This window comes from Uliginosibacterium sangjuense, assembly GCF_059132465.1.
Genome location: NZ_CP101132.1, coordinates 3,321,829 through 3,344,358 on the forward strand (window position 1 = coordinate 3,321,829; position 22,530 = coordinate 3,344,358).

The window sequence follows — 22,530 nt, forward strand, 5'->3', positions numbered from 1 at the left end:
GCGGCCGCATTTCCGGCGACATGAAAACAGCATGTAGGATGCCGACAGATTGCGCGCCTGACTGATCGTCATGACCCTGCTCGGCGAATTCCGCTGGCTCACTGCCCTGCGGCGAGGATTCCTGTTGTTGCTGCCGCTCACGCTGGTGGGCGGCGTCACGCTGTTCCTGCGCCATCTGCCCATCCCGGCCTTCCAGGCAGGCATGCAAACGGCATCGGACGGCACCTGGCTCGTCCTGCTCAACGCCGTGCTCGCCGCCAGCCTGGGCATGCTCAGTTTCTTCCTCGTACTGACCACCAGCTACAGCCTGGCCGCACTCGATGCCCGCCGCCCCCATGCCGCTCCCACGCTGGCCACGGCCGGTGTCGCGCTGGTGTGCTACCTGCTCGTGAACTTCAAGCCTGGTGCGGGCCTGAACGAAGCCTCGCTCGGCGCGCAGAGCGTCTTGTCGGCCGCGCTGTGCAGTCTGGTCGCGGCCGAGATGTTCCTGCGCCTGTGCCGCATCGAACGCCTGCACGTCCGCCTGGACGGCGAAGCCGACCCGCTGCTGCCAGGCATGCTGGGCAGCGTACTGCCGGCGCTGCTCACGGTCGCCTGCTTCGGCCTGCTGGGCACGCTGCTGAACCGCAGCCTGCCGCGCGACTGGACCAGCGAACTGCTGGTCGGCCTGTTCCATAGCGTCGACAGCGAACTGGGGCGCGCGCTGCTGTTCGACCTGATCTCGCAGATCCTGTGGTTCGTCGGCGCCCACGGCAACAACATCCTGGAGGCGGTCAACACCCAGCTCTTCGTCCCGGCCGCCGCCGACAACGCACTGGCAGCCAGCTTCGGCGACACGCCGCAGCACATCATCACCAAGACCTTCTTCGACACCTATGTCTTCCTGGGCGGCAGCGGCGCGACCGCCGGCCTCTTGATCGCCCTGCTGGTGCATGGACGTCACCACAACATGCGCAAGGTCGGCTGGCTGTCGGCTCCGGCCAGCCTGCTCAACATCAACGAGCCACTGGTCTTCGGCCTGCCCCTCGTGCTCAACCCGCTGTTCCTGGTGCCCTTCGTGGGTCTGCCCCTGCTGCTCACGTTCAACGCCTGGTTCGCCATCCACACGGGCCTGGTCCCGCCGACCAGCCAGCCGGTTGACTGGACCACGCCCATGCTGATCAACGCCTGGCTGGCCACCAACTCCTGGCGTGGCGTGCTGCTGCAAGTCACCAACCTCGGCTTCGCCATCGTGGTCTACCTGCCTTTCCTGCGGCTCGCGGAGCAGCGCCGCCAAGCCGCCAACCAGGCCGCGACGCAAAGAAGCCTGGGCGAACTGCAGGACCTGCTGCGCCACGCGCCACAGCCGATCACCCCGCGCCAGGACAACATCGGCCGGCTGGCCCGCAACATCCTGGGCGACCTCTCGCGCGATCTCGCCAGCGGTGCAATCCATCTGGTCTATCAGCCACGCGTCGATGCGCGCGGCACGGTACGCAGCGTGGAAGCCCTGTTGCGCTGGCACCACCCGGTCTATGGCGACATTCCACCCACCGCCACCATCGGCCTGGCGGAAGACGCGGGACGCATCGGCGAGCTAGGCAACTGGGTCATCGAGCAGGCCTGCCGCCAGCTCGCCGAATGGCACGCCGCCGGCTTGCACCACCTGGGCCTGTCGATCAACCTGTCGCCACTGCAACTGGCCGACCCGCGCCTGTTGCCCCACGTACGCGAGGTATTGCGGCGCCATCAGTTGGCCGCCACCTCCGTTGAGCTGGAGATAACCGAGACGCGCCACGTAGGCAACGACCCGCAATCCGAGGCCAGCATGCACGCCCTCAACGAGTTGGGCGTGCGCCTCGCCATGGACGACTTCGGCATGGGCTACAGCTCGCTGCTCTACATGCGCCGCTTCCGCATCGACACCATCAAGCTTGACGGCTCCCTCACGCGCGAGGCCGACCACAACCCGGTATGCCAGGACATCGTCGCCTACGTCGCCCTGCTGTGCCGCAGCCGCGACATGCAGTTGGTGGCCGAGTACGTCGAGCGACCGGCCCAGTTGAAGATCCTGCATGAGCTCGGCTGCCACGAGTTCCAGGGTTACCTGTTCAGCCCTCCGCTGCCGCCGGCCGCCTGCCAGGCCTTCATCCTGCAGCACCTGGGCAACGGCCCCGTCTCCCAGGCACCGGATGCGCCGCTCACGCCGAGCGTGCCCTAGTCAGCCACGGGTCAATCCAGCACGAATCCGCCGCTCTCCAGGACGACTAGGCCCCTGCAACGAACCCAGATGGGCCACTGCGCACCTGTCCCAATGCCTCCAGGGTGGTCAGCAACTCGGCCACACGGGCGCGCGGCGCGGACTTGAAACGCGCCGCGAGCTGCTCCACAGACTGTGGTTCAGTGGCCACGGACAGTACGCCACGCAAGGCCTGCACCTGCTCCGGCAAACCCTTGGGCCAAGCCAGTTTGGCACTGCCCTTGGTAAGCGCAGGCACGACCTCCTGTTCTTGCGTACCGTCCAGCTCGCCCTGCCCGATCGGCGTGCTGCCCGCCTGCGGCGCCTGGAACTCGGGGCGCAGCCAGCGGATATGGCCGTTCGCCTCTTCGCGGGCGCGCTCGGCGTTGAGCGCGACGAGGCGCGTCAGCAGTTCCTCTTCGGCAGCCGCTTGCGCGGCGGGCTTGTCGGGCAGGGGCGTGGTGCCGCCGGGGGTGCCGACCAGCGCCGGGGCCAGGTCGCTCCAGCCGTAGGCCTCCAGCACAGCGGCATCCAGCGCGTCGTGCAGCTCGCGCAGGATGGAGACCAGGCCTTGCTCGTGGATGGTTTTTTCTTTCGCGCTGAGCGGCGTGCTGTCGAGGCCCGCATCGAGCTGGCGCAGGCGTTCCAGCACGTTGTACATGCCGGTCAGCGTGAGGCCGGGATGCGCAGCCTGCTGGCGTTTGCGGTGGGCGTCGATCTGTTCGGCGAGTTGGCCGATGCGCTCACGTAGCCCGGATGCAGCGTCAGCGGAATCCGGGGCCGTAGTGGGTGAGCGGGAGACCGATCCCGGATTCCGGCTTGCGCCTTCATCCGGGCTACGCAGGCCGGGGAAGGGGAAGGTGTCGAAACAGCGCGTCTTGTTGTAACGAGGATCGTTGCCAATACCCAAGCGTCCGCCAGCAGCCAAAGCCCACAGCACATGCACACGACTCGACAAGACGCCATGCAATGCGCCATCAGCGAAGCCACACGGGATCAACATGTGATCCGGCAGAATGCAGCCATCAAGCAGCACGAACAATCGATGTTTGCAGGTCTCTACAGTTGCTACATATCGATCCAGCCCGTTCAGAAATGCCCGCATAAGCTTGCGCGGCTCACCAAACTCCCACCATTTTTCGCGGAGTTTGGGTCGGTTGTTGTGATCCCTTTCGACTTTCACGCGCTCGACAATTCTTTGGTAGATTTCCGGATAGCGGGCGCGGATTTCGTCGGGCTGCAGGCCGAATAAGTCGATAACACAGGCTCCTCGTGGAGCCTGAAGTAAATCCTTACCGTTGCAATAGGGACGGATGTGCTGTTCGAGGCCGGGAATGCGGCCTAGCCCGAGAGCGGCGGCCTCTTCGGGCGAGACGATGAAGCCTGCTCCCGCCAACATCACGCCGTTGCTGGTGAGTCGCGAATTTGCCAGCAATGGACCAGCGCCGGCGACGTTGGCGCCCACACGTAAATCCCCATGAATCAGCCCGCGTTGCTCGGTAAAGCTGACAGCAAGACCTTCGCCGCCTTCGTCGGTTTCGGCGGAGCTGGTAAGCAGCAGCCCTTCGCCGTTGGCAGGTGCGCCGACGGTCATGGCGATGCGCACCGCTGCCCCCTCACTCGCCTCCACCCAAGGATGGTTTGGGATAGCAAAAACAAGTGCGAGGCCGGCATCGAGTTGGGCGCTGACAACGCGGCGGTTGAAAGTCTGGGTCAGGCTGTTGGTGGTAATAAAACCGAACCGGCGGGTTTGCCCGGAGAGCGTGAGCAACGCGGCCTTGTGCCACCAATACATAACGAAATCGGCGGAATCAGGAACATCGCTCCATACCTCGCGAAGGGTTTCGACATAACCGTCACCCAATGCTTCGCGCATCTTGGGTTTGCCAATAAAAGGCGGATTCCCCACCACAAAATCCGCCTGTGGCCATTCCGCACGACGTGGATTCTTGTAGCGCTCCAGCGGCACGCGGGCGCTGTCGTCGGGGACCTGTTCGCCAGTGACCGGATGTGTCTTGAGCGTACGGCCGTCCCAGCGCGTGACGGGCTTGCCGTCGTCGCCGAGCACGTAGTCGATGCGGTCGAAGGCCAGCACGGCGTCGCGGTTTTCGATGTTGTGGAAGTCGCGCAGCACGGGCTCGGGCGGGCTGACGTTGCCGTAGGTGCGGTAGTGCCATTGCAGGTAGCCGATCCACAGCACGGCTTCGGCGATGCGCGCGGCGCGCGGGTTAAGTTCGAGGCCGAGGAACTGGTGGGGGTCGACCGAGATGCCTTCCATCTGCAGCAGGCTCTGGGTCTCGCCGAACTCTTCGAGCGTGGCGAGCACTTCACCTTCGAGGCGCTTCATGTGCTCCAGCGTGACATACAGGAAGTTGCCGCTGCCGCAGGCGGGGTCGAGTACGCGCACGCTACAGAGCTGGCGGTGGTATTCGCGCAGGGTTTTTACCGCTTCGTCGTGCTTGCCTTGCGAATCGAGCAGGGCAGCGGCGGTCTGGGCGTTCTTCCAGTCGGAGCGCAAAGGTTCGATGACGGTGGGCAGGACGAGGCGTTCGACGTAGGCACGCGGGGTGTAGTGGGCGCCCAGCGAGTGGCGTTCGGCGGGGTCCAGCGCACGTTCGAGCAGGGTGCCGAAGATGGCGGGTTCGACGTGGCGCCAGTCGGCGCGGGCGGCTTCGCGCAGCAGTTTGATCTGAGCTTTGTCGAGTGGCAGCACCTCGGCATGGGCAAAAAGACCGCCATTGAAGCGCAGCACGCGGGCGCGGATGGTGGCCGAGAAGGCGTTGCCGATATTCATGTCTTGCCACAGACCGCCCACCAGCGGCACGAAGGCGGCGGGGTTGGCCTCGCACTCGACAAGCAAGGTCTTGAAGCTGTCTGCAGGGAGCAGGCCAACGTCTTCAGCAAACATGGTGAAAAGCGCGCGCATCAGAAAACTGGCGACGGCTCCGCTACGGTGATGAGCCGCTTCCAGGCTCTTGGCGAGCACCGCAAGCTGGGCGGCGATCTCACGTGTGACGCGGGCGCTCTGGCGGGTAGGGTCGAGCGCCAGCGGGTCGAGCCAGACCTTGGCGAGGCGGTCGCGGATTTCTTCGCGGCGCAGGTCGTCCAGCTTGATACGGTGGCTGCGCGCATCGGGGAAGGGAACGTAGGTGGCGCCACTGCGCGAGAACTCGGCGTAGAGCTCGATGCTACGCCCCACGTCAGTCACGATCAGGAAGGGCGGGCGGCCTTCGCTGGCGGGCAATGCGCGGGCATAGCCTTCGGCTTGGCCGCGCGCGCGCAGCATGGAGTTGTCCCAACGCCCTGAGTCCAGCCTCTCCCCGGTCTGCTTGGCCTCACAGACAAAAGCGCCACGCCGGTAGAGATCAATGAAGCCATGGGAGGAACTGCCATCGCCATGCGCAAAAGTGACGCGACGCTCGAAGACGTAGGCGTTCTCGGCCGTGTCGTCGCCCGCGGGATCTGGCCGGGGCAAGCTCAATAACTCGGTCAGCTCGGTCAGGAACAGTTGGTAGTTGGCGCGCTCTGAGCCGCCGGCAGAAGACCAGCGGGCGATGAAGCGTTCAACGGAATCGGCGACTTCAGCAGGATGGCTCACGGCGAGGTCAAGGTGCATATGACGAAGTGATCGCGATTATAGGGGCGCGTCCAAGACGCGCTGCCCGTACCCCCTCGTCCCCGCTCGATCCGCCCCCTTTCCCGCTCCACTCGGGTTGCGGGGGCGATCCTCCCCAGGCTGGTGCCGCGGCGCACTGCGGCGGTGCCTGCACTTCGGCACAGCCCCCTCAGGCGCCCCGCGCCCTAGCCTTCAAATTGCGCTGCATCAATGGCTTGCATTCGTTCGTCCAGCAATGGCATAGCACTTGCTTTTCTCCTCGAAATATCGCGACACCTTGCCCCTCTGTGGGCACGTACGGCCCACGCAAAGGCGCGTGAGCCGACGGATCAAAGGCGATCTCTGTCGGAGCTGAAATTCGTTTCAACAGGGGCTCACCCCCCGGCTTTCAACAGAGGATTCTCATGCACAAGCTCAAGCTCGTCATGGTCGGCAATGGCATGGCCGGCGTTCGCACTCTTGAAGAACTCATCAAGATCGCGCCGGACATGTACGACATCACCGTGTTCGGTGCCGAACCGCACCCGAACTACAACCGCATCCTGCTGTCGCCCGTGCTGGCCGGGGAGATGACCATCCAGGACATCATCCTCAACGACTGGGACTGGTACAAGGACAACAACATCACCCTGCACACCGGCAAGAAGGTCGTCACCATCGACCGCAAGGCCCGCAAGGTGATCGCCGACGATGGCACCGAGGCAAGCTACGACCGCCTGCTGCTGGCCACCGGCTCCAACCCCTTCATCCTGCCGGTGCCGGGCAAGGACCTGCCGGGCGTGATCTCCTACCGCGACATCGCCGACACCGACGCGATGATCGATGCAGCGGCCCAGCACAAGCATGCCGTCGTCATCGGCGCCGGTCTGCTGGGGCTGGAAGCCGCCAACGGCCTGGCGATCCGCGGCATGGACGTGACCGTGGTGCACATCGGCGAGTGGATCATGGAGCGCCAGCTCGACAAGACCGCCGGCGTGATGCTGCAGAAGGCGCTCGAAGCCAAGGGCATGAAGTTCCTGTTGCCCAAGCACACCGCCGAGCTCGTCGCGGGCGAATCCGGCCGCGTGGCGGCGATCAAGTTCAAGGATGGCGAGCACATTCCCGCCGACCTGGTGGTCATGGCCGCTGGCATCCGCCCCAACACCGAGCTGGCCGAGAAGGCTGGCCTGCACTGCAATCGCGGCATCGTGGTCAACGACACCCTGCAGACCTACGACCCGCGCATCTACGCTGTCGGCGAGTGCGCCAACCACCGTGGCATCGCCTACGGCCTGGTGGCCCCGCTGTTCGAGCAGGCCAAGGTGTGCGCCAACCACCTCGCCATGTACGGCATCGGCCGCTACCAGGGCTCGGTGACCAGCACCAAGCTGAAGGTGACCGGCATCGACGTGTTCTCGGCCGGTGACTTCATGGGTGGCGAGGGCACCGAGGACATCGTGTTCTCCGACCCCGGCCTGGGCGTGTACAAGCGCGTGGTGATCAAGGAAGACAAGATCGTCGGCGCAGTGGCCTACGGCGACACGGCCGATGGTTCCTGGTACTTCCAGATGCTCAAGGACGGCCAGAACATCGCCGACATCCGCGACCACCTGCTGTTCGGCAAGAGCCACCTGGGCGACGTCGGCCACAAGGGCCAGAGCCAGGCCGCGAGCCTGCCCGACACCGCCGAGGTGTGCGGCTGCAACGGCGTGTGCAAGGGCACCATCGTCAAGAGCATCAAGGAGAACGGCCTCTTCACGCTGGACGAGGTGCGCAAGCACACCAAGGCCTCCAGCTCCTGCGGCTCCTGCACCGGCCTGGTCGAGCAGATCCTCGCCTCCACCATCGGTGGCGCCTACACGCCGGCCGACACCAACAGCAAGGCGGTGTGCGGCTGTACCGACCACTCGCATGGCGAGGTGCGCAAGGCGATCCGCGAACAGCACCTGACCAGCATCCCGGCAGTCATGCACGCACTGGCCTGGAAGACGCCCAACGGCTGCGCAAGCTGCCGCCCGGCGCTGAACTACTACCTGATCTCGACCTGGCCGCACGAGGCGCAGGACGATCCGCAGTCGCGCTTCATCAACGAACGCTCGCACGCCAACATCCAGAAGGACGGCACCTACTCGGTGGTACCGCGCATGCTGGGCGGCATCACCACGCCGGACGAACTGCGCGCCATCGCCGACGTGGCCGACAAGTACAAGGTGCCGACCGTGAAGGTCACCGGCGGTCAGCGCATCGACCTGCTGGGGGTGAAGAAGGAAGACCTGCCCAAGATGTGGGCCGACCTCAACAAGGCCGGCATGGTGTCGGGCCACGCCTATGGCAAGAGCATCCGCACGGTGAAGACCTGCGTCGGCGCCGAGCACTGCCGCTTCGGCACGCAGCGTTCGATGGACATGGGCGTCAAGCTGGAGAAGATGCTGTTCGGCATGTGGTCGCCGCACAAGGTGAAGCTGGCCGTCTCGGGTTGCCCGCGAAACTGTGCCGAGGCAGGGATCAAGGATGTCGGTGTCATTGGCGTCGATTCCGGCTACGAGCTCTACGTGGCCGGCAATGGCGGCATCAAGACCGAAGTGGCGGAATTCTTCTGCAAGGTGAAGTCGGACGAGGAGGTCATGGAGTACTCCGCCGCCTTCCTGCAGCTCTACCGCGAAGAGGGCTACTACCTGGAGCGCACGGTGCACTACGTGCAGCGTGTGGGCCTGGAATACGTGAAGAGCAAGGTGGTCGAGGACGCGGAGAACCGCAAGGCCCTGGCCGAGCGCCTGCTGTTCTCGCTGCAGGGCTATAAGGACCCGTGGTTCGAACGCAGCGAGCACGCCGGCGAGCCCGCGCTCAAGCGCGCCTTCGAAGACATCACCGTGTGAGGCCGAACATGAACGACTGGGAAGACCACTTCGGTTTCGACGACGAAGACACGCACGCCTGAGGCGGTACGGCAGCCCGGCTGCCGTCCCTCCTGAACCTCATTGACCCTTTGCATCGACCTATCATGAGCGAACTGAAAACCATCTGCGCCCTGACCGACATCCCCGTGCTGGGCTCGCGCGTCGTGAAGAGCGCCAAGCACGGCGACATCGCCATCTTCCGCACCTCGGACGACGAAGTCTTCGCCCTGCATGACAAGTGCCCGCACAAGGGCGGCCCGCTGTCGCAAGGCATCGTGCATGGCAAGCAGGTCACCTGCCCGCTGCACAGCTGGAAGATCGAGCTGGACAGCGGCAATGCGATCGCCCCCGACGTCGGCTGCAGCCGCTCCTTCTCGGCCAGCGTGCAGGACGGCATGGTCGTCCTCGCCCTCGACTGAGCGACCGGACAAGAACAACGCCGCCCCCGCCCACAACAGAGAGAACCATGCCTCACCGCACCCCTTGCCTCACCCGTCGTCGCCTGCTGCAGGCCCTGGCAGCAGCGCCCTGCGCCTCGGCGCTGAGCGCAGCCGCCGCGCCGGCCAAGCCTGCCGGCGGCATCGACATCCTCGAAGCGATCAACCAGGCCGGCCGTCAGCGCATGCTGTCGCAGCGCATGGCCAAGCTCTATGCGCAGCAGATCCGCCAAGTGCGCGAAACCGATGCGCGCCGCCTGCTGGCCGATTCGATGGCCTTGTTCGAGAAGCAGTTGGGCAACCTGCACCAGTTCGCCAGCGCCAGCGGCGCGGCCAATGTGCTGCGCACCTACGACAGCCTGCGCACGCAGTGGCTGGACTACAAGAGCGTGGTCGGCGGCCCGGTGTCGGCGGCCGGGCTGCAGCAGGTGGCACAGATCAACGAACGCGTGCTGACCACCGCGCACGAAGGCACGGTGCAACTGGAGAACCTGCACGGCGGCAGCTTCGGCAAACTGGTCAACCTCGCGGGTCGCCAGCGCATGCTGTCTCAGCGCATGTCCAAGTTCTACTTCTTCCGCGCCTGCGGCATCACCTCGCCCGAGATCATGAAAGGGCTGGAGGGGGCGCGCAGCGAGTTCCTCGCCGGCATGCGCACGCTCAAGAGCGCGCCGGAAAATACCAACGACATCAACTCCTGGATCGCCCTCGGCGAGACACAGTGGATGTTCTTCGACGATGCGGTACGCGCCGAGTCGCAACGCCCCGGCGACAAGCTGTATCACGACAACAACGTGGCCGTGACTTCGGAGAACCTCCTCCAGGTCATGGACAAGGTCACCGGGCTGTACACCGCCCTCAACTGACCCCGCCCTTCGCGCGGCGCCGGCAACGGCGTCGGCCGCCGCGCCCAGAAACCTCCGCAGAAACCCGGCAACGGCGTCGGTTCACTGCCTGCCCATTTCAACGGAGATTCCTTCATGGACAAGAAGTCCTTCCTGCAAGCCGGTCACACCCCCACGCTGCTGGCCGCCTTCCTCTATTTCGACCTCGCCTTCATGGTGTGGGTGCTGCTGGGTCCGCTGGGCGTGCAGATCGCCCGCGACCTGGGCCTCACCGCCTCCCAGAAGGGCCTGATGGTGGCCACCCCGCTGCTCACCGGCGCCCTGCTGCGCATCGTGATGGGGGTGCTGGTCGACCAGCTCAAGCCCAAGTTGGCCGGCAGCATCGCGCAGGTCATCGTGATCGTGGCCCTGTTCGTCGCCTGGCACTTCGGCATCCACAGCTACGCGCAGGTGCTGGTGCTGGCCGGCTTCCTGGGCGTCGCCGGCGCATCCTTCGCCGTCGCCCTGCCGCTGGCCTCGCGCTGGTACCCGCCGGAACACCAGGGCACCGCCATGGGCATCGCCGGCGCCGGCAACTCCGGCACGGTGCTGGCCGCGCTGTTCGCCCCCGGCCTGGCCATGGCCTTCGGCTGGAACAACGTGTTCGGCCTCGCCCTGATTCCGCTCGCCATCGTGTTCGTGTTCTACCTGATCGTCGCCAAGGACGCGCCCAACTGCCCGCCGCCCAAGCAGTTCTCCGACTACGTGAAGGTGCTGGCCGATCGCGACGCCTGGTGGTTCATGTTCTTCTACTCGGTCACCTTCGGTGGCTTCTCGGGCCTGGCCAGCTCGCTGGTCATCTACTTCAACGGCGAGTACGGCCTGGACCCGAAGACCGCCGGTTTCTTCGCCGCCGGTTGCGTGTTCGCTGGCAGCGTGTCGCGCGCGCTGGGCGGCAACTTCGCCGACCGCATCGGCGGCATCAAGATGCTGACCGGCGTGTACATCGTCGCCGCGATCTTCCTCGCCATCGTCAGCTTCGGCATGCCCACGGTATGGCTGTCGGCCGGCGTGCTGACGGTCGCCATGCTGGCCCTGGGCATGGGCAATGGCGCGGTGTTCCAGTTGGTGCCGCAGCGCTTCCGCAAGGAGATCGGCGTCATGACCGGCCTGGTCGGCATGGCCGGCGGCATCGGCGGCTTCTACCTCGCCTCCAGCCTGGGCTACTCCAAGCAGCTCACCGGCAGCTACCAGTCCGGCCTGCTGATCTTCGCCGGGCTGGCGGTGCTGGCCCTGGTCGGCCTTACCGGCGTGAAGACCCGCTGGCGCACCACCTGGGGCGCGGCGCACCTGACCACCGCCAAGATCTGAACCTCCGGACCACTGCGCACGGGGCCACACAAGCCCCAAGCTGCCGGCGGCGGAGCGCATGCCGCCGCCGGCAGTCCCCCAGAGAGCCGGCCCCGTGCCGCCGTGGTCCTGCCTGAGGGCATATGTGCCCTCCCGCCCTACCGCCCCGCGCCCGCTATCATCCCGCCCATGGACTACGCCACCCTCGGCCACGCCTCGCTGACCGGCCCGCGCCCACGCAACGAAGACTTTGTCGGCGCGGTCACGCCGGAAGGCCCCGAACTGGAGAACAAGGGCCTGCTGGCGGTCATCGCCGACGGCGTGGGGGGCCATGCCAATGGCCGCGAGGCCGCCGAGTTCACCGTGCGCAGCCTGCTGTGCGACTACTACGCCACGCCCGACACCTGGGCCGTGCCGCAGGCGCTGGACAAGGTGATCGGCGCCGCCAACCGCTGGCTGGTGTCGCAGTCGGCCAAGCAGGGTCATGCCGCGGGCATGGCCACCACCCTCACCGCGCTGGTACTGCGCGGCCGCCGCTGGCACGCCGCGCACGTCGGCGACTCGCGCCTGTACCTGCTGCGCGAGGGCGCGCTGCGCTGCCTCACCCAGGACCATGTGTGGGAACACCCCGAACTCACCACCGTGCTGTCGCGCGCCGTCGGCCTGGACCGCCATCTCAACATCGACTTTCTCGAAGGCGAGCTGCAGGCGGGCGACCGCTTCATTCTGCTCACCGACGGCGTATGGGGCACCCTGCGCGAGGCGCGCATCCAGCAGATATGCGATCGCCATGCCGATGCGCAGGAGGCCGCCTTTGCGCTGGCTGATACGGCGGTCGACAATGGCGCCCAGGACAATTGCAGCGCGCTCGTGCTGCAGGTCGGCACACTGCCACGCGACAGCCTGCGCGATGCATTGGCGCGGGTGCGCGAGCTGCCCCTGCCGCCACACCTGAAACCGGGCCAGGTGCTCGACGGGCTGGAAGTCATCGACGGTCTGCACGTGTCACGGGTGACCCTGCTGTACCGCGTCAAGGCACCGGATGGCCGCCTGCTGGTGCTCAAGACCCTGCAGCCGGAGGCCGACGCGCAGGACACGGCGGCGCTCGCGCACGAGGAATGGCTGGCACGGCGCGTCGTCGACGCCGCCTTCCCCCAGGTCATTCCGTGGCCGCAGCGCGCCCACCTCTACTACCTGATGAGCTGGCACGAGGGCGAGAGCCTCAAGCAGCGCCTGGCGCGCGGCCATCGCTTCACCCCACCGGAGATCGCCGACATCGGCCAGCGCGTGCTGAAGGGCGTGGCCGCCCTGCACCGCCTGGCCATCGTCCACCGCGACATCAAGCCAGACAACCTGCACCTGGGCGCGGACGGCCGCCTGCGCATCCTCGACCTCGGCGTGGCCGCCAGCGACTCCGGTGCCGACGAACAGTTCAACGAGATCAACAACCCCGGCACCCCCAGCTACATGGCGCCCGAGCTGTTCGCCGGCGACAAGTGCACCGAGGCCAGCGACCTCTATGCCATCGGGGTCACGCTGTACGAACTGCTCACCCGGCGCTACCCCTACGGCGAGATCGAGCCCTTCCAGAAGCCGCGCTTCGGCGACCCGGTGCCGCCCACGCGCTACCGCCCGGACCTGCCGGAATGGCTGGAATCGGTGCTGCTCAAGGCGGTCGCCCGCGAAGCCACGGAGCGCTTTGAAACCGCCGACGAATTCCTGCTCGCCCTGGAGCGCGGTGCCCACCGCCCGCTGCGCGTGCCGCGTCAGCGCCCCCTGCTGCAGCGCGATCCACAGTTCGTGCTGAAGCTGGTGTGCGCGCTGTCGCTGCTGGCCAATGTGGTGCTGATTTGTTTCTTGTTGTTGTAGCCACGCTCCATCCGCTACAACAAACAGTGCTTTTGCCGTAAATGCAATCTGGAGGGGAAGAAAGGCTTCCCCCGCCCTCCCCCCAACCGTGGAGTGCGACATGAGCAGCGACGGACCCACCCCCACGCCAGGATTCGACGTCGAAACGACCGAGCGCACCATCCTGCTCGTCGACGATGAAGAGAACATCCTGTCGTCCCTGCGCCGCCTGTTGCGGCGGGATGGCTATCGCATCCTCACCGCCGGTGGCGGGGCCGAGGGGCTGGAGCTGCTGGCGCGCGAGGCGGTGGACGTGATCGTCAGCGACCAGCGCATGCCCGGCATGAACGGCACCGACTTCCTCAAACAGGCCAAGGAGGGCTGGCCGCATACCGTGCGCATCGTGCTGTCGGGCTACACCGACCTGGGCAGCGTGACCGAGGCGATCAACGACGGCGCCGCCTACAAGTTCCTGACCAAGCCCTGGGACGACGAGATCCTCCGCCTGGCGATCCGCGAAGCCTTCGCCTATAAGTGGATGCAGGACGAGAACCGCATGCTCCACAAGATGCTGGTGGAGATCAACACCGAGCTGTCCGAGGCCAATCGCCGCCTGTCCGAGCAGACGAGCCTGGTCACCGACGCCCTGCACATCACCCAGGACATGCTGCACTTCCTGCCGATCCCGGTGCTTGGGGTGAACCATGACGGCATCCTGATGCTGGCCAACGAGGCCGCACTGGACCTGCTGGGCATGCGCGGGCGTCCACGCATCGGTCACCCGATCGCCCTGGCGCTCCCCCCGGAACTGGCCGCCGCGCTGCACGACGACCACGCGCACGGACTGCAGCCGCTCAAGTTCCTGGGGCGTGACTGGTGCCTGCATCGCACCCGCCTGCCCGGGGCCGCCCGCGGCGAAGTCATCACCCTCGTCGCCGGCCAGGAGCCCCCGACATGACCCCGCCGATTGCGCTGCGCACCGATAACTTCGACCTGTTCGACCTGGTCGACACCGGCGTGCTGGTGGTCGAGGCACAGACCATCCTGTTCGCCAACCGCACCTTCATCCACCAGACCGGCAGCCAGCGCGAAGACCTGGTGGGGCAGCAGCTCGGCGCGGTGACCGACACTGCCTGGCAGGATCTCTCTCTCGGCCAGAACTGGGTCGACGCCCTGCCCTGGCCGACCCGTAGCGGCGGCACGCTGTGGTTCGAGGTCACGCCCACCTCGACCTCGCTCGATGGGCGCGAGGTGGTGGTCATGACCTGTACCAACGTCACCGCCCGCATGCGCGCCGAGGGAGCCGAGGCCTCGATGCTGCAGATGATCTCCGAGATTATCGAAGGCAGCCCGGTCGGTACTTTCGTGATCGACGAGCACCACACGGTCACCCAATGGAATCGCGCCTGCGAAGCGATCACCGGCATGCCGGCCGCCGAGATCGTCGGCAGCGACGAGATCTGGCGCGCCTTCCGTCTCGACGAGGCGCGCCCCATGCTGGCCGACCTGGTGATGACGCCGGTCGACGAGACGGACCTGCGGCAGCGCTACCCGACTGGCATGTGGAAGTCCCAGACTGGCGACAACACCTACGAGGCCGAGCTGTTCTTCCCCCGCCTGGGCGACAACGGTCGCTGGCTGCACTTTGCCGCCACGCCGCTGCGCGATGCCAATGGCAACACCATCGGCGCCATCGAAACCCTCATCGACGTCACGCAACGCGTGCAGATCGAGCAGGTACTGGCGCAGACCATCGCCGGCGTGCCGATCGGCATGTTCGTGCTCGACATGGAGCATCGCGTGCGCTACTGGAACCGCGCCTGCGAGAACCTCTCCGGCGTCAACGCGCAGCAGGTGCTGGGGAGTACCGAAGCCTGGCGCATCGCCCACGATCAGCCGCGCCCGACCCTGGCCGACCTTGTGCTGGACCGGGCCGACAGCAGCGTCTTCGCAGCCAGCTACCCGGACTGCAAGCTGCAGCGTCTGGGCGACCTCGAAGGCGCCTGGCAGGTCGAGAGCTTCTTCCCCGCCATGGGTCGGAGCGGCGCCTGGCTCACCCTCACCGCCGCCCCGGTGCGCGATGACAGCGGCCGCATCATCGCCGTGGTGGAGACCGTGCAGGACATCAGCGAGCAGAAGGAGAACGAGCGCCTGCTAGAACTCGCCCGCCAGTCGGCCGAGCAACGGGTGACCGAGCGCACCCTGCAACTGGAGAACGCCAAGAACGCGCTGGAGATCGACGTCGCCCGGCGCAAGGAGGTCGAGGCGGAGCTGCTGCGCCACCTGACCGAGCTGACCCATCTCAACATGCAGTTGCACGACACCCAGGAAAAGCTCATGCAGAGCCAGCAGCAACTGGTGCAGAGCGAGAAGATGGCCTCCATCGGCCAGCTCGCGGCCGGCGTCGCGCACGAGATCAACAACCCCATCGGCTACGTGTTCTCCAACTTCGGTTCCTTGCAGACCTACCTCGCCGACATCCTCAACCTGCTGCAGCGCTACATCGAGGCCGAGGCCCGCCTCGACGACCCGGCCCTGCAGCAAGCCCTGCGCGATTTGCGCAAGACGATCGACCTCGACTTCCTGCGCGAAGACATCGTGGCCTTGATGGGTGAGTCGCGCGAGGGCATCGAACGGGTGCGCAAGATCGTGCTGGACCTCAAGGAGTTCTCGCACGTCGACGCCTCGCCCGACTGGCAATGGGTCGACCTGCATCGCGGCCTGGAATCCACCCTCAACATCGCCCACAACGAGATCAAGTACCGCGCCGACGTAGTGCGCGAATTCGGCCAGTTGCCGCAGATCCAGTGCCTGCCCTCGCAGTTGAACCAGGTCTTCATGAACATCCTGGTCAATGCCGCACATGCCATGGAGGAACGCACGCGTGGCACGATCACCGTGCGCACCGGCAGCGACCAGGACAGCGTGTGGATCGAGATCGCCGACACCGGCTGTGGCATGCCGCCGGAGGTCATGAGCCGTATCTTCGACCCCTTCTTCACCACCAAGGCGGTCGGCAAGGGCACCGGGCTGGGGCTGTCGCTCTCCTACGGCATCGTGCAGAAGCACCATGGCCGCATCGAGGTCGACTCCCAGCCGGGCCAGGGCACGACTTTCCGCGTCTGGCTGCCGATCAGCCAGCCGGATGACAAGGCACAGGAGGCTGCATGAGCCACCCCGGAGGACTCTTCGCCGAGCAGACCGCACAGGCCGGCCAGGCCGCGCCCTCCCTCGCGCCCACGCCGCCCTCCTGGCCCGCCGGCTTCAGCGAAGCCCCGCGCCTGCTGCTGGTCGACGACGAAGCCAACATCCTCAATGCCCTGCGCCGCCTGCTGCGCCCGCTGGGCTACGACATCACCGTCGCCACCAGCGGCGAGGAAGCGCTGGCCCTGCTCGACGAAGCACGCCCGGACCTCATCGTCTCCGACATGCGCATGCCGGGCATGCAAGGCGCGCAACTGCTTGCCGCGGTGCGCGAACGCGACCCCTCCATCATGCGCATCCTGCTGACCGGCTACGCCGAGGTCGCCTCGGCGGTCGCCGCGATCAACGAAGGCGGCGTCTATCGCTACATCTCCAAACCCTGGGAAGACGGCCTGCTCATCGGCACCCTGCAACAGGCCCTCGAAGTCCGCGGCCTGGCACGCGAGCGGCAGCGTCTGCAAGCCCTGACCGAGCAACAGAACAACCAGCTCAAAGAACTCAACGCGACGCTGGAGCAGCGGGTACTGGAACGCACCGCCGCCCTCCAGACCGCGCACCAGGAACTGACCCTGGCGCTGGAGAAGCTCGACAAGAACTACTTCGCCAGCGTGCAGATGCTGTCGCAACTGATCGAGCTGCGCGCCCCCAAGCTGGCCGGCCATGGCCGTCGCGTCGCCGACGTGGCGCGCAAGATCGCCGAGAACATGGACCTGCCCAAGGCCGAAGCGCGCGACATCCTGCTGGCCGGCCTGCTCCATGACATCGGCAAGATCGGCTACTCCGACGAACTGATGCTCAAACCAGTCGGCCGCATGACAGCGGACGAACTGGGGACCATGCGCAAGCACCCGCTCGCCGGTGAGGCCGCGCTGATGTCGATGCCCGACCTGCGCGAGGTCGCGCGCATCATCCGCCACCACCACGAACGCTGGGATGGCAAGGGCTTCCCCGACGCACTGAGCGGCGACGCCATCCCGCTCGGCGCGCGCGTGCTGGCCCTGGCCAACGACTACGACGCCGCCCAGCTCGGCTTGCTGACGCAAAAGCCGATGACCGTCGACGAGGCCCGCCAGTACGTGATCGAGGGCAGCCGCTTCCGCTACGACCCGGCGGTGGTGGACGCCTTCGCGCGCCGGGTCGGCCTGGCCCCGCCACGCAAGGCGGCGGGCGAACGCCGCGTCTCCGGCGCCCAGGCCGAGGTGGGCATGGTGCTGAGCCGCGACCTGCACGGCCCGGACGGCATCCTGCTGCTGGCCACCGACTACGTGCTCGACGAGCTGCTGGTCAAGCAGATCCGCGAGTACGAGCGCAGCCTGGGCAAACCGCTGGTGATCTGCATTCGCAGCGAGTGACACGAGGAGAAGCCATGGACCGCATCCTGCTGATCGACGACGAACCGGCCGTGCTGCACGCCCTGATACGCCTGATCCGCCGCGAATGGACGGACGCCCCGCCCGTCGAGGCCTTCGACAAACCGCGCGCCGCCCTCGCCCGTCTCGCCGAGGCCCCTTGCTCCGTCATCATGACGGACTACCGCATGCCCTTGCTCAACGGCGTGGAACTGCTGGCCCAGGCGCGCAACCTGCAGCCGCTGGCCACGCGCATGGTGCTCTCCGGCATCGACGACTTCGACGTGCTGATGCTGGCCGTCAATGAGGCGGCGATCTTCCGCTTCATCACCAAACCCTGGGACGACCTCGAAGTCGTCGACGCCCTGCGCGCCGCCGTGGCGGCCCACTGTACGGCGCGCGAGCAGGCCATGCTGGCCACCCAGCGCAAGGCCGAGCTGGGCACGCTCGATGCCCGCGCGCAGGAGATCGCCCGCCTCGAAGAGGAGGAGCCCGGCCTGCTGCGCGTCAATTGGGGCCCCAACGGCGAGGTGTTGTTCGACGATCTGTAGCAGGGCTTCGACCGGCCAAAGAAGACTTGCTTCGTTCCTTATGCCGCGCGACGCACCTACAATCCGCTGCATCCTGCCGAGTTCACATCTTCAAGGAGAGCACGATGCGCATCGCTGACGACGTCACCCAACTGATCGGCAACACCCCGCTGGTCAAACTCAACCGCCTCACCGCCGGCATCCAGGGCACGGTGCTGGCCAAGCTGGAGTTCTTCAACCCGGCGCACAGTGTCAAGGATCGCATCGCCATTGCGATGATCGAGGCGGCCGAGGCGGCCGGCAAGATCAAGCCCGACACCATCGTGCTGGAGCCCACCTCGGGCAACACCGGCATCGGCCTGGCCATGGTCTGTGCGGCCAAGGGCTACAAGTGCGCCTTCGTGATGCCGGAGACGATGAGCCGCGAGCGCCGCCTGCTGCTCAAGGCCTACGGCGCCGAGTTGATCCTCACGCCGGGCCCCGAGGGCATGCCCGGCGCGATCAAGAAGGCGCAGGAGCTGGCTGAGTCCGATACGCGCTACTTCATCCCGCAACAATTCGACAACCCGGCCAACCCGCAGATCCACCGCAACACCACGGCAGAGGAGATCTGGCACGACACCGAGGGCCAGGTCGACATCTTCGTGTCCGGCATCGGCACCGGCGGCACCATCACCGGCGTCGGCGAAGTGCTCAAGGCGCGCAAACCAGGCGTGCAGATCGTCGCGGTCGAGCCCGACGCCAGCCCGGTGCTGTCCGGCGGCGCGCGTGGCCCGCACCCGATCCAGGGCATCGGCGCCGGCTTCGTGCCGAGCATCCTGAACACCACCATCTATGACGAGATCGTGCGCGTGAAGAACGCCGACGCCTTCGACATCGCGCGTCGCATGGCCACCGAAGAAGGGCTGCTGGTGGGCATCTCCTCCGGCGCGGCGGTGTGGTCCGCGCTGCAGGTGGCGAGCCGCCCCGAAAACGCCGGCAAGACCACCGTGGTGGTGATCCCCAGCTTCGGCGAACGCTACCTCTCCACCGCCTTGTTCGAGCACCTGGCGGTGTGAAGTCGTAGACCAACAAGCCGGAAGAAAGGGCGCCCCAGGGCGCCCTTTTTACATTTCGCCACATTCCGATGTGGAACACGGCACGCCGGGCGGAGTCGAATCCTGCAACAATGTTGTCATATTTTGCGAATTCGCCACTTTCACGGCGAACCATTCCGTCGTCATGAGCTCCCGTCTGCTGTACGTTCTCGACCCCCTCTGTGGCTGGTGTTATGCCGCCGGCCCACTGCTCAGGGAGGCCCATGAACGCTTCGCCCAGCAAATGTCGATCGAGTTCCACCCCGGCCTGCTGTTCTCGCCCGGCCACCTGATCGACGGCCCCTTGCGCAGCCACATCGCCAGTTCGGACCAACGCATCGCCAGCCTGACCGGCGTGCCCTTCGGCGACGCCTACCTGCACCGCCTGCACGAAGCGCCGGACCTGAGCTTCGACTCCGTGCCGCCCACCCTGGCTTTGCTGGCGGTGAGCGAGCTGGCGCCGGCACGCACCCTGGACATGCTGGAAAGCCTGCAACATGCCCATTTCGTGGACGGGCGCGACCTCAGCGACGAGCAAGTTCTGAGCGAATTGGCACTGCGCCTGGACATCACGCCCGAGGACTTCGCCGCCGCCCGCCGTGCGGCCCAGCCGACCCTGTCGCATCGCACGACACGCGCCCGCGCCATCATGCAGGCGGCCGGTGGCCAGGGCTTTCCGACCTTCGTGCTGGAAGTGGGCAACCGCCGCGTGCGCCTCGACCACGCCAGCGCCTACGGTCAGCCGGCGCTGTTCGCCGAACGCCTGGGTCAGGCGCTTGAGGCCTACGCGCCGCATTAGGCACCGATTAGTCCCCAGTCCTGGCTCGACCTCGGGCGGCGAAAGGGCTAGCATCGGCCGCCCATGTCACACCTGACCCTCTCCTCGCTCCGCCAGCGCCTCGCCGAACTGGGTGCCAAACCCACGCACGAGGCGCGCATGCTCCAGGGCTGGCTGCAATGCCGCTCGCTGGATCGCGCCCGCTCGCGCGCCGAGGACTTCCTGCCGCTCGCGCTGCGCCAGGCCCTGCCGGCGCTGCAGGCCGACCTGGCTGGGCTGGCCCGCCTGCGTGCCGAGCACCCTGGCGAAGATGGCTCGGCGCGCCTGCTGGTCGAACTGCACGATGGGCAGACGGTGGAAAGCGTGCTGCTGCCGCGCGACGGCCTGTGCATCTCCACCCAGGTCGGCTGCGCGGTGGGCTGCGTGTTCTGCATGACCGGCCAGGACGGGCTGATCCGCCAGCTCGACAGCAGCGAGATGCTGGCCCAGGTGGCGCTGGCGCGCAGCAAGCGCGCCGTGAAAAAGGTCGTCTTCATGGGCATGGGCGAACCAGCCCACAACCTGGAACAGGTGCTGGACACCATCGACCTGCTCGGCAGCCACGGCAATATCGGGCATAAGAACCTGGTGTTCTCCACCGTGGGCGACCCACGCGTGTTCGAGCGCCTGCCGCAAGGCCGCGTCAAGCCGGCCCTGGCCTTGTCGCTGCACACCACCGACGCCGAGCTGCGCGCGCGCCTGCTACCGCGCGCGCCGCGCATGGCCCCCGAGGAACTGGTGGAACGTGGCGAGCACTACGCGCGCAGCACCGGCTACCCGATCCAGTATCAATGGACGCTGCTCGACGGCATCAACGACAGCACGGCCGAGCTGGAGGGCATCGTCCGTCTGCTCAAGGGCAAGTACGCGATCATGAACATGATCCCCTACAACACCAACGAAGGCCTGCCCTACCGCCGCCCGGACTGGGACAAGGCGCGTGCCATCGCGCGCTGGCTGCATGAGCACGGCGTGCTGACCAAGCTGCGCGACTCCGCCGGCCAGGACGTGGACGGCGGCTGCGGCCAGTTGCGCGCCCGTGTGCTGGAGCACACCCCGCCGCGCCGCGCGCGCCGGCACGCGGTGATCCCGGTTCTGCCCATCGGCCGCTAAACCACGGAACGCAATCCGTTTGCGCCGACGGCTTGTCGCCCGCACGAGGCGGCGCTATGGTCGGGGCTCTCATCCCGCCTCGTGCCCCCTGTCATGGATTACACCGCCCTGTTTGACACCCCGCCCGACCGCAGCCAGTCCGACAGCGTCAAGTGGGGGCGCTACGCCGGCCGCGACGTCTTGCCGATGTGGGTGGCGGACATGGATTTCGCCGCGCCGGAGGCCGTCATGGAAGCCCTGCGGACGCGCATCGAGCATGGCGTGTTCGGCTACAGCATGCCCATGCATTCGCTGCCCGCAGCCGTGATCGACGGGCTCGCGCGTGACCACGACTGGCACATCGAGGCGGACTGGATCGTCTGGCTGCCAGGTGTGGTGGGCGGCTTCAACGTGGCCTGCAGCCTGGCTGGTGAGCCGGGCGACGAAGTCCTCACGCTGACCCCGGTCTACCCGCCCTTCCTCAGCGCGCCGGCCCATGCCGGCCGCCAGCTCGTCCGCAGCGACCTCGTCCTGCGCGGCGAACGTTGGGAATGCGACTGGGACGATCTCAGCGCCCGCATCACGCCACGCAGCCGCATGCTCCTGCTATGCCATCCGCACAATCCGGTAGGCCGGGTCTATGGCCGCGAAGAGCTGGAGCGCTTCGCCGCCCTGGCCGAGCAACACGGCTTGCTGCTGTGCTCGGACGAGATCCACGGCGGCCTGGTCATCGACCCGGCGCACCGCCACCTGCCACTGGCCGCGCTGTCGCCCGAGGTGGCGCGCCGCACCATCACCCTCATGGCGCCCAGCAAGACCTGGAACATCCCGGGGCTCTCCAGCGCCTTCGCCGTGATCTCCGATCCCCTGCTGCGGCGGCGCTTCCGCCAGGCCATGCGGGGCTTCGTGGCCGAAACCAACGTGCTGGGCCTGGTCGCCACCGAGGCCGCCTACCGCCATGGCGATGCCTGGCGCCAGGCCCTGCTGGGCTATCTGCACGCCAACGCCCGGTTGCTGCTCGCCCGCATCAATGCCACGGGCATCCTGCGCACCACGCCGGTCGAGGCCACCTACCTCGCCTGGATCGACTGCCGCGCGCTGCGCCTCGACAACCCGGCCGCCTTCTTCGAGCAGCATGGCGTGGGGCTGTCCAACGGTGCAGACTTCGGCATGCCCGGCTTCGTACGCTTGAACTTCGGCTGCAGCCGTGCCCTGCTGGAACAGGCCCTGGACCGGATCGACCAGGCGCTGGCCCAGCATTCCTGACTGCGCTGCAGCCAATTGACCCCCGTC

At 66.8% G+C, this 22,530-nt stretch carries 15 protein-coding genes; 14 read left to right on the forward strand and 1 reads right to left on the reverse strand.

Annotated elements, in window-relative coordinates:
- Positions 1 to 70: 70 nt before the first annotated feature.
- On the forward strand, positions 71 to 2,200 hold the full coding sequence (locus tag NMB43_RS15095; protein WP_494348988.1) for an EAL domain-containing protein: 2,130 nt from the start codon (positions 71 to 73) through the stop codon (positions 2,198 to 2,200).
- A 46-nt stretch (positions 2,201 to 2,246) separates the two neighbouring features.
- On the opposite strand, the gene NMB43_RS15100 is transcribed toward NMB43_RS15095, so the two are convergent.
- A complete protein-coding gene (locus NMB43_RS15100; RefSeq protein ID WP_494348989.1) occupies positions 2,247 to 5,816 on the reverse strand; it encodes a class I SAM-dependent DNA methyltransferase in 3,570 nt (1,189 codons plus the stop codon).
- A 422-nt stretch (positions 5,817 to 6,238) separates the two neighbouring features.
- On the opposite strand from NMB43_RS15100, the gene nirB reads away from it, so the two are divergent.
- From nirB to NMB43_RS15165, 13 genes are all read left to right on the forward strand, one after another.
- Positions 6,239 to 8,689 (forward strand): nitrite reductase large subunit NirB, encoded by a 2,451-nt coding sequence (gene nirB / locus NMB43_RS15105; protein WP_494348990.1) that lies wholly within the window; start codon positions 6,239 to 6,241, stop codon positions 8,687 to 8,689.
- Between the two features lie 125 nt (positions 8,690 to 8,814).
- A complete protein-coding gene (gene nirD / locus NMB43_RS15110; RefSeq protein ID WP_494348991.1) occupies positions 8,815 to 9,129 on the forward strand; it encodes a nitrite reductase small subunit NirD in 315 nt (104 codons plus the stop codon).
- A 47-nt stretch (positions 9,130 to 9,176) separates the two neighbouring features.
- The gene (locus NMB43_RS15115; protein ID WP_494348992.1) at positions 9,177 to 10,013 is read left to right on the forward strand and encodes a type IV pili methyl-accepting chemotaxis transducer N-terminal domain-containing protein; all 837 of its coding nucleotides are present in this window, start codon (positions 9,177 to 9,179) and stop codon (positions 10,011 to 10,013) included.
- Between the two features lie 114 nt (positions 10,014 to 10,127).
- Complete coding sequence (locus tag NMB43_RS15120) at positions 10,128 to 11,342, forward strand: nitrate/nitrite transporter (protein WP_494348993.1); 1,215 nt, start codon at positions 10,128 to 10,130, stop codon at positions 11,340 to 11,342.
- A gap of 168 nt (positions 11,343 to 11,510) precedes the next feature.
- The gene (locus NMB43_RS15125; protein WP_494348994.1) at positions 11,511 to 13,190 is read left to right on the forward strand and encodes a bifunctional protein-serine/threonine kinase/phosphatase; all 1,680 of its coding nucleotides are present in this window, start codon (positions 11,511 to 11,513) and stop codon (positions 13,188 to 13,190) included.
- A gap of 100 nt (positions 13,191 to 13,290) precedes the next feature.
- The gene (locus NMB43_RS15130) at positions 13,291 to 14,127 is read left to right on the forward strand and encodes a response regulator (RefSeq protein WP_494348995.1); all 837 of its coding nucleotides are present in this window, start codon (positions 13,291 to 13,293) and stop codon (positions 14,125 to 14,127) included.
- On the forward strand, positions 14,124 to 16,340 hold the full coding sequence (locus NMB43_RS15135) for a PAS domain S-box protein (protein WP_494348996.1): 2,217 nt from the start codon (positions 14,124 to 14,126) through the stop codon (positions 16,338 to 16,340). The genes NMB43_RS15130 and NMB43_RS15135 overlap by 4 nt, the downstream gene beginning before the upstream one ends.
- Positions 16,337 to 17,725, forward strand: a complete 1,389-nt coding sequence (nosR, locus tag NMB43_RS15140) for a response regulator c-di-GMP phosphodiesterase, NosR family (RefSeq protein WP_494348997.1) — start codon at positions 16,337 to 16,339, stop codon at positions 17,723 to 17,725. The genes NMB43_RS15135 and nosR overlap by 4 nt, the downstream gene beginning before the upstream one ends.
- A 14-nt stretch (positions 17,726 to 17,739) precedes the next feature.
- Positions 17,740 to 18,273 (forward strand): response regulator, encoded by a 534-nt coding sequence (locus NMB43_RS15145; RefSeq protein ID WP_494348998.1) that lies wholly within the window; start codon positions 17,740 to 17,742, stop codon positions 18,271 to 18,273.
- Between the two features lie 104 nt (positions 18,274 to 18,377).
- Positions 18,378 to 19,310 (forward strand): cysteine synthase A, encoded by a 933-nt coding sequence (gene cysK, locus NMB43_RS15150; protein WP_494348999.1) that lies wholly within the window; start codon positions 18,378 to 18,380, stop codon positions 19,308 to 19,310.
- A gap of 163 nt (positions 19,311 to 19,473) precedes the next feature.
- The gene (locus NMB43_RS15155) at positions 19,474 to 20,127 is read left to right on the forward strand and encodes a DsbA family protein (protein WP_494349000.1); all 654 of its coding nucleotides are present in this window, start codon (positions 19,474 to 19,476) and stop codon (positions 20,125 to 20,127) included.
- 72 nt (positions 20,128 to 20,199) lie between these two features.
- Positions 20,200 to 21,258 carry an RNA methyltransferase gene (locus tag NMB43_RS15160; protein ID WP_494352157.1) on the forward strand — a complete coding sequence of 353 codons (1,059 nt, stop codon included), beginning with the start codon at positions 20,200 to 20,202 and terminating at the stop codon, positions 21,256 to 21,258.
- A 93-nt stretch (positions 21,259 to 21,351) separates the two neighbouring features.
- Positions 21,352 to 22,503, forward strand: a complete 1,152-nt coding sequence (locus NMB43_RS15165; RefSeq protein WP_494349001.1) for a MalY/PatB family protein — start codon at positions 21,352 to 21,354, stop codon at positions 22,501 to 22,503.
- Positions 22,504 to 22,530: the final 27 nt, after the last annotated feature.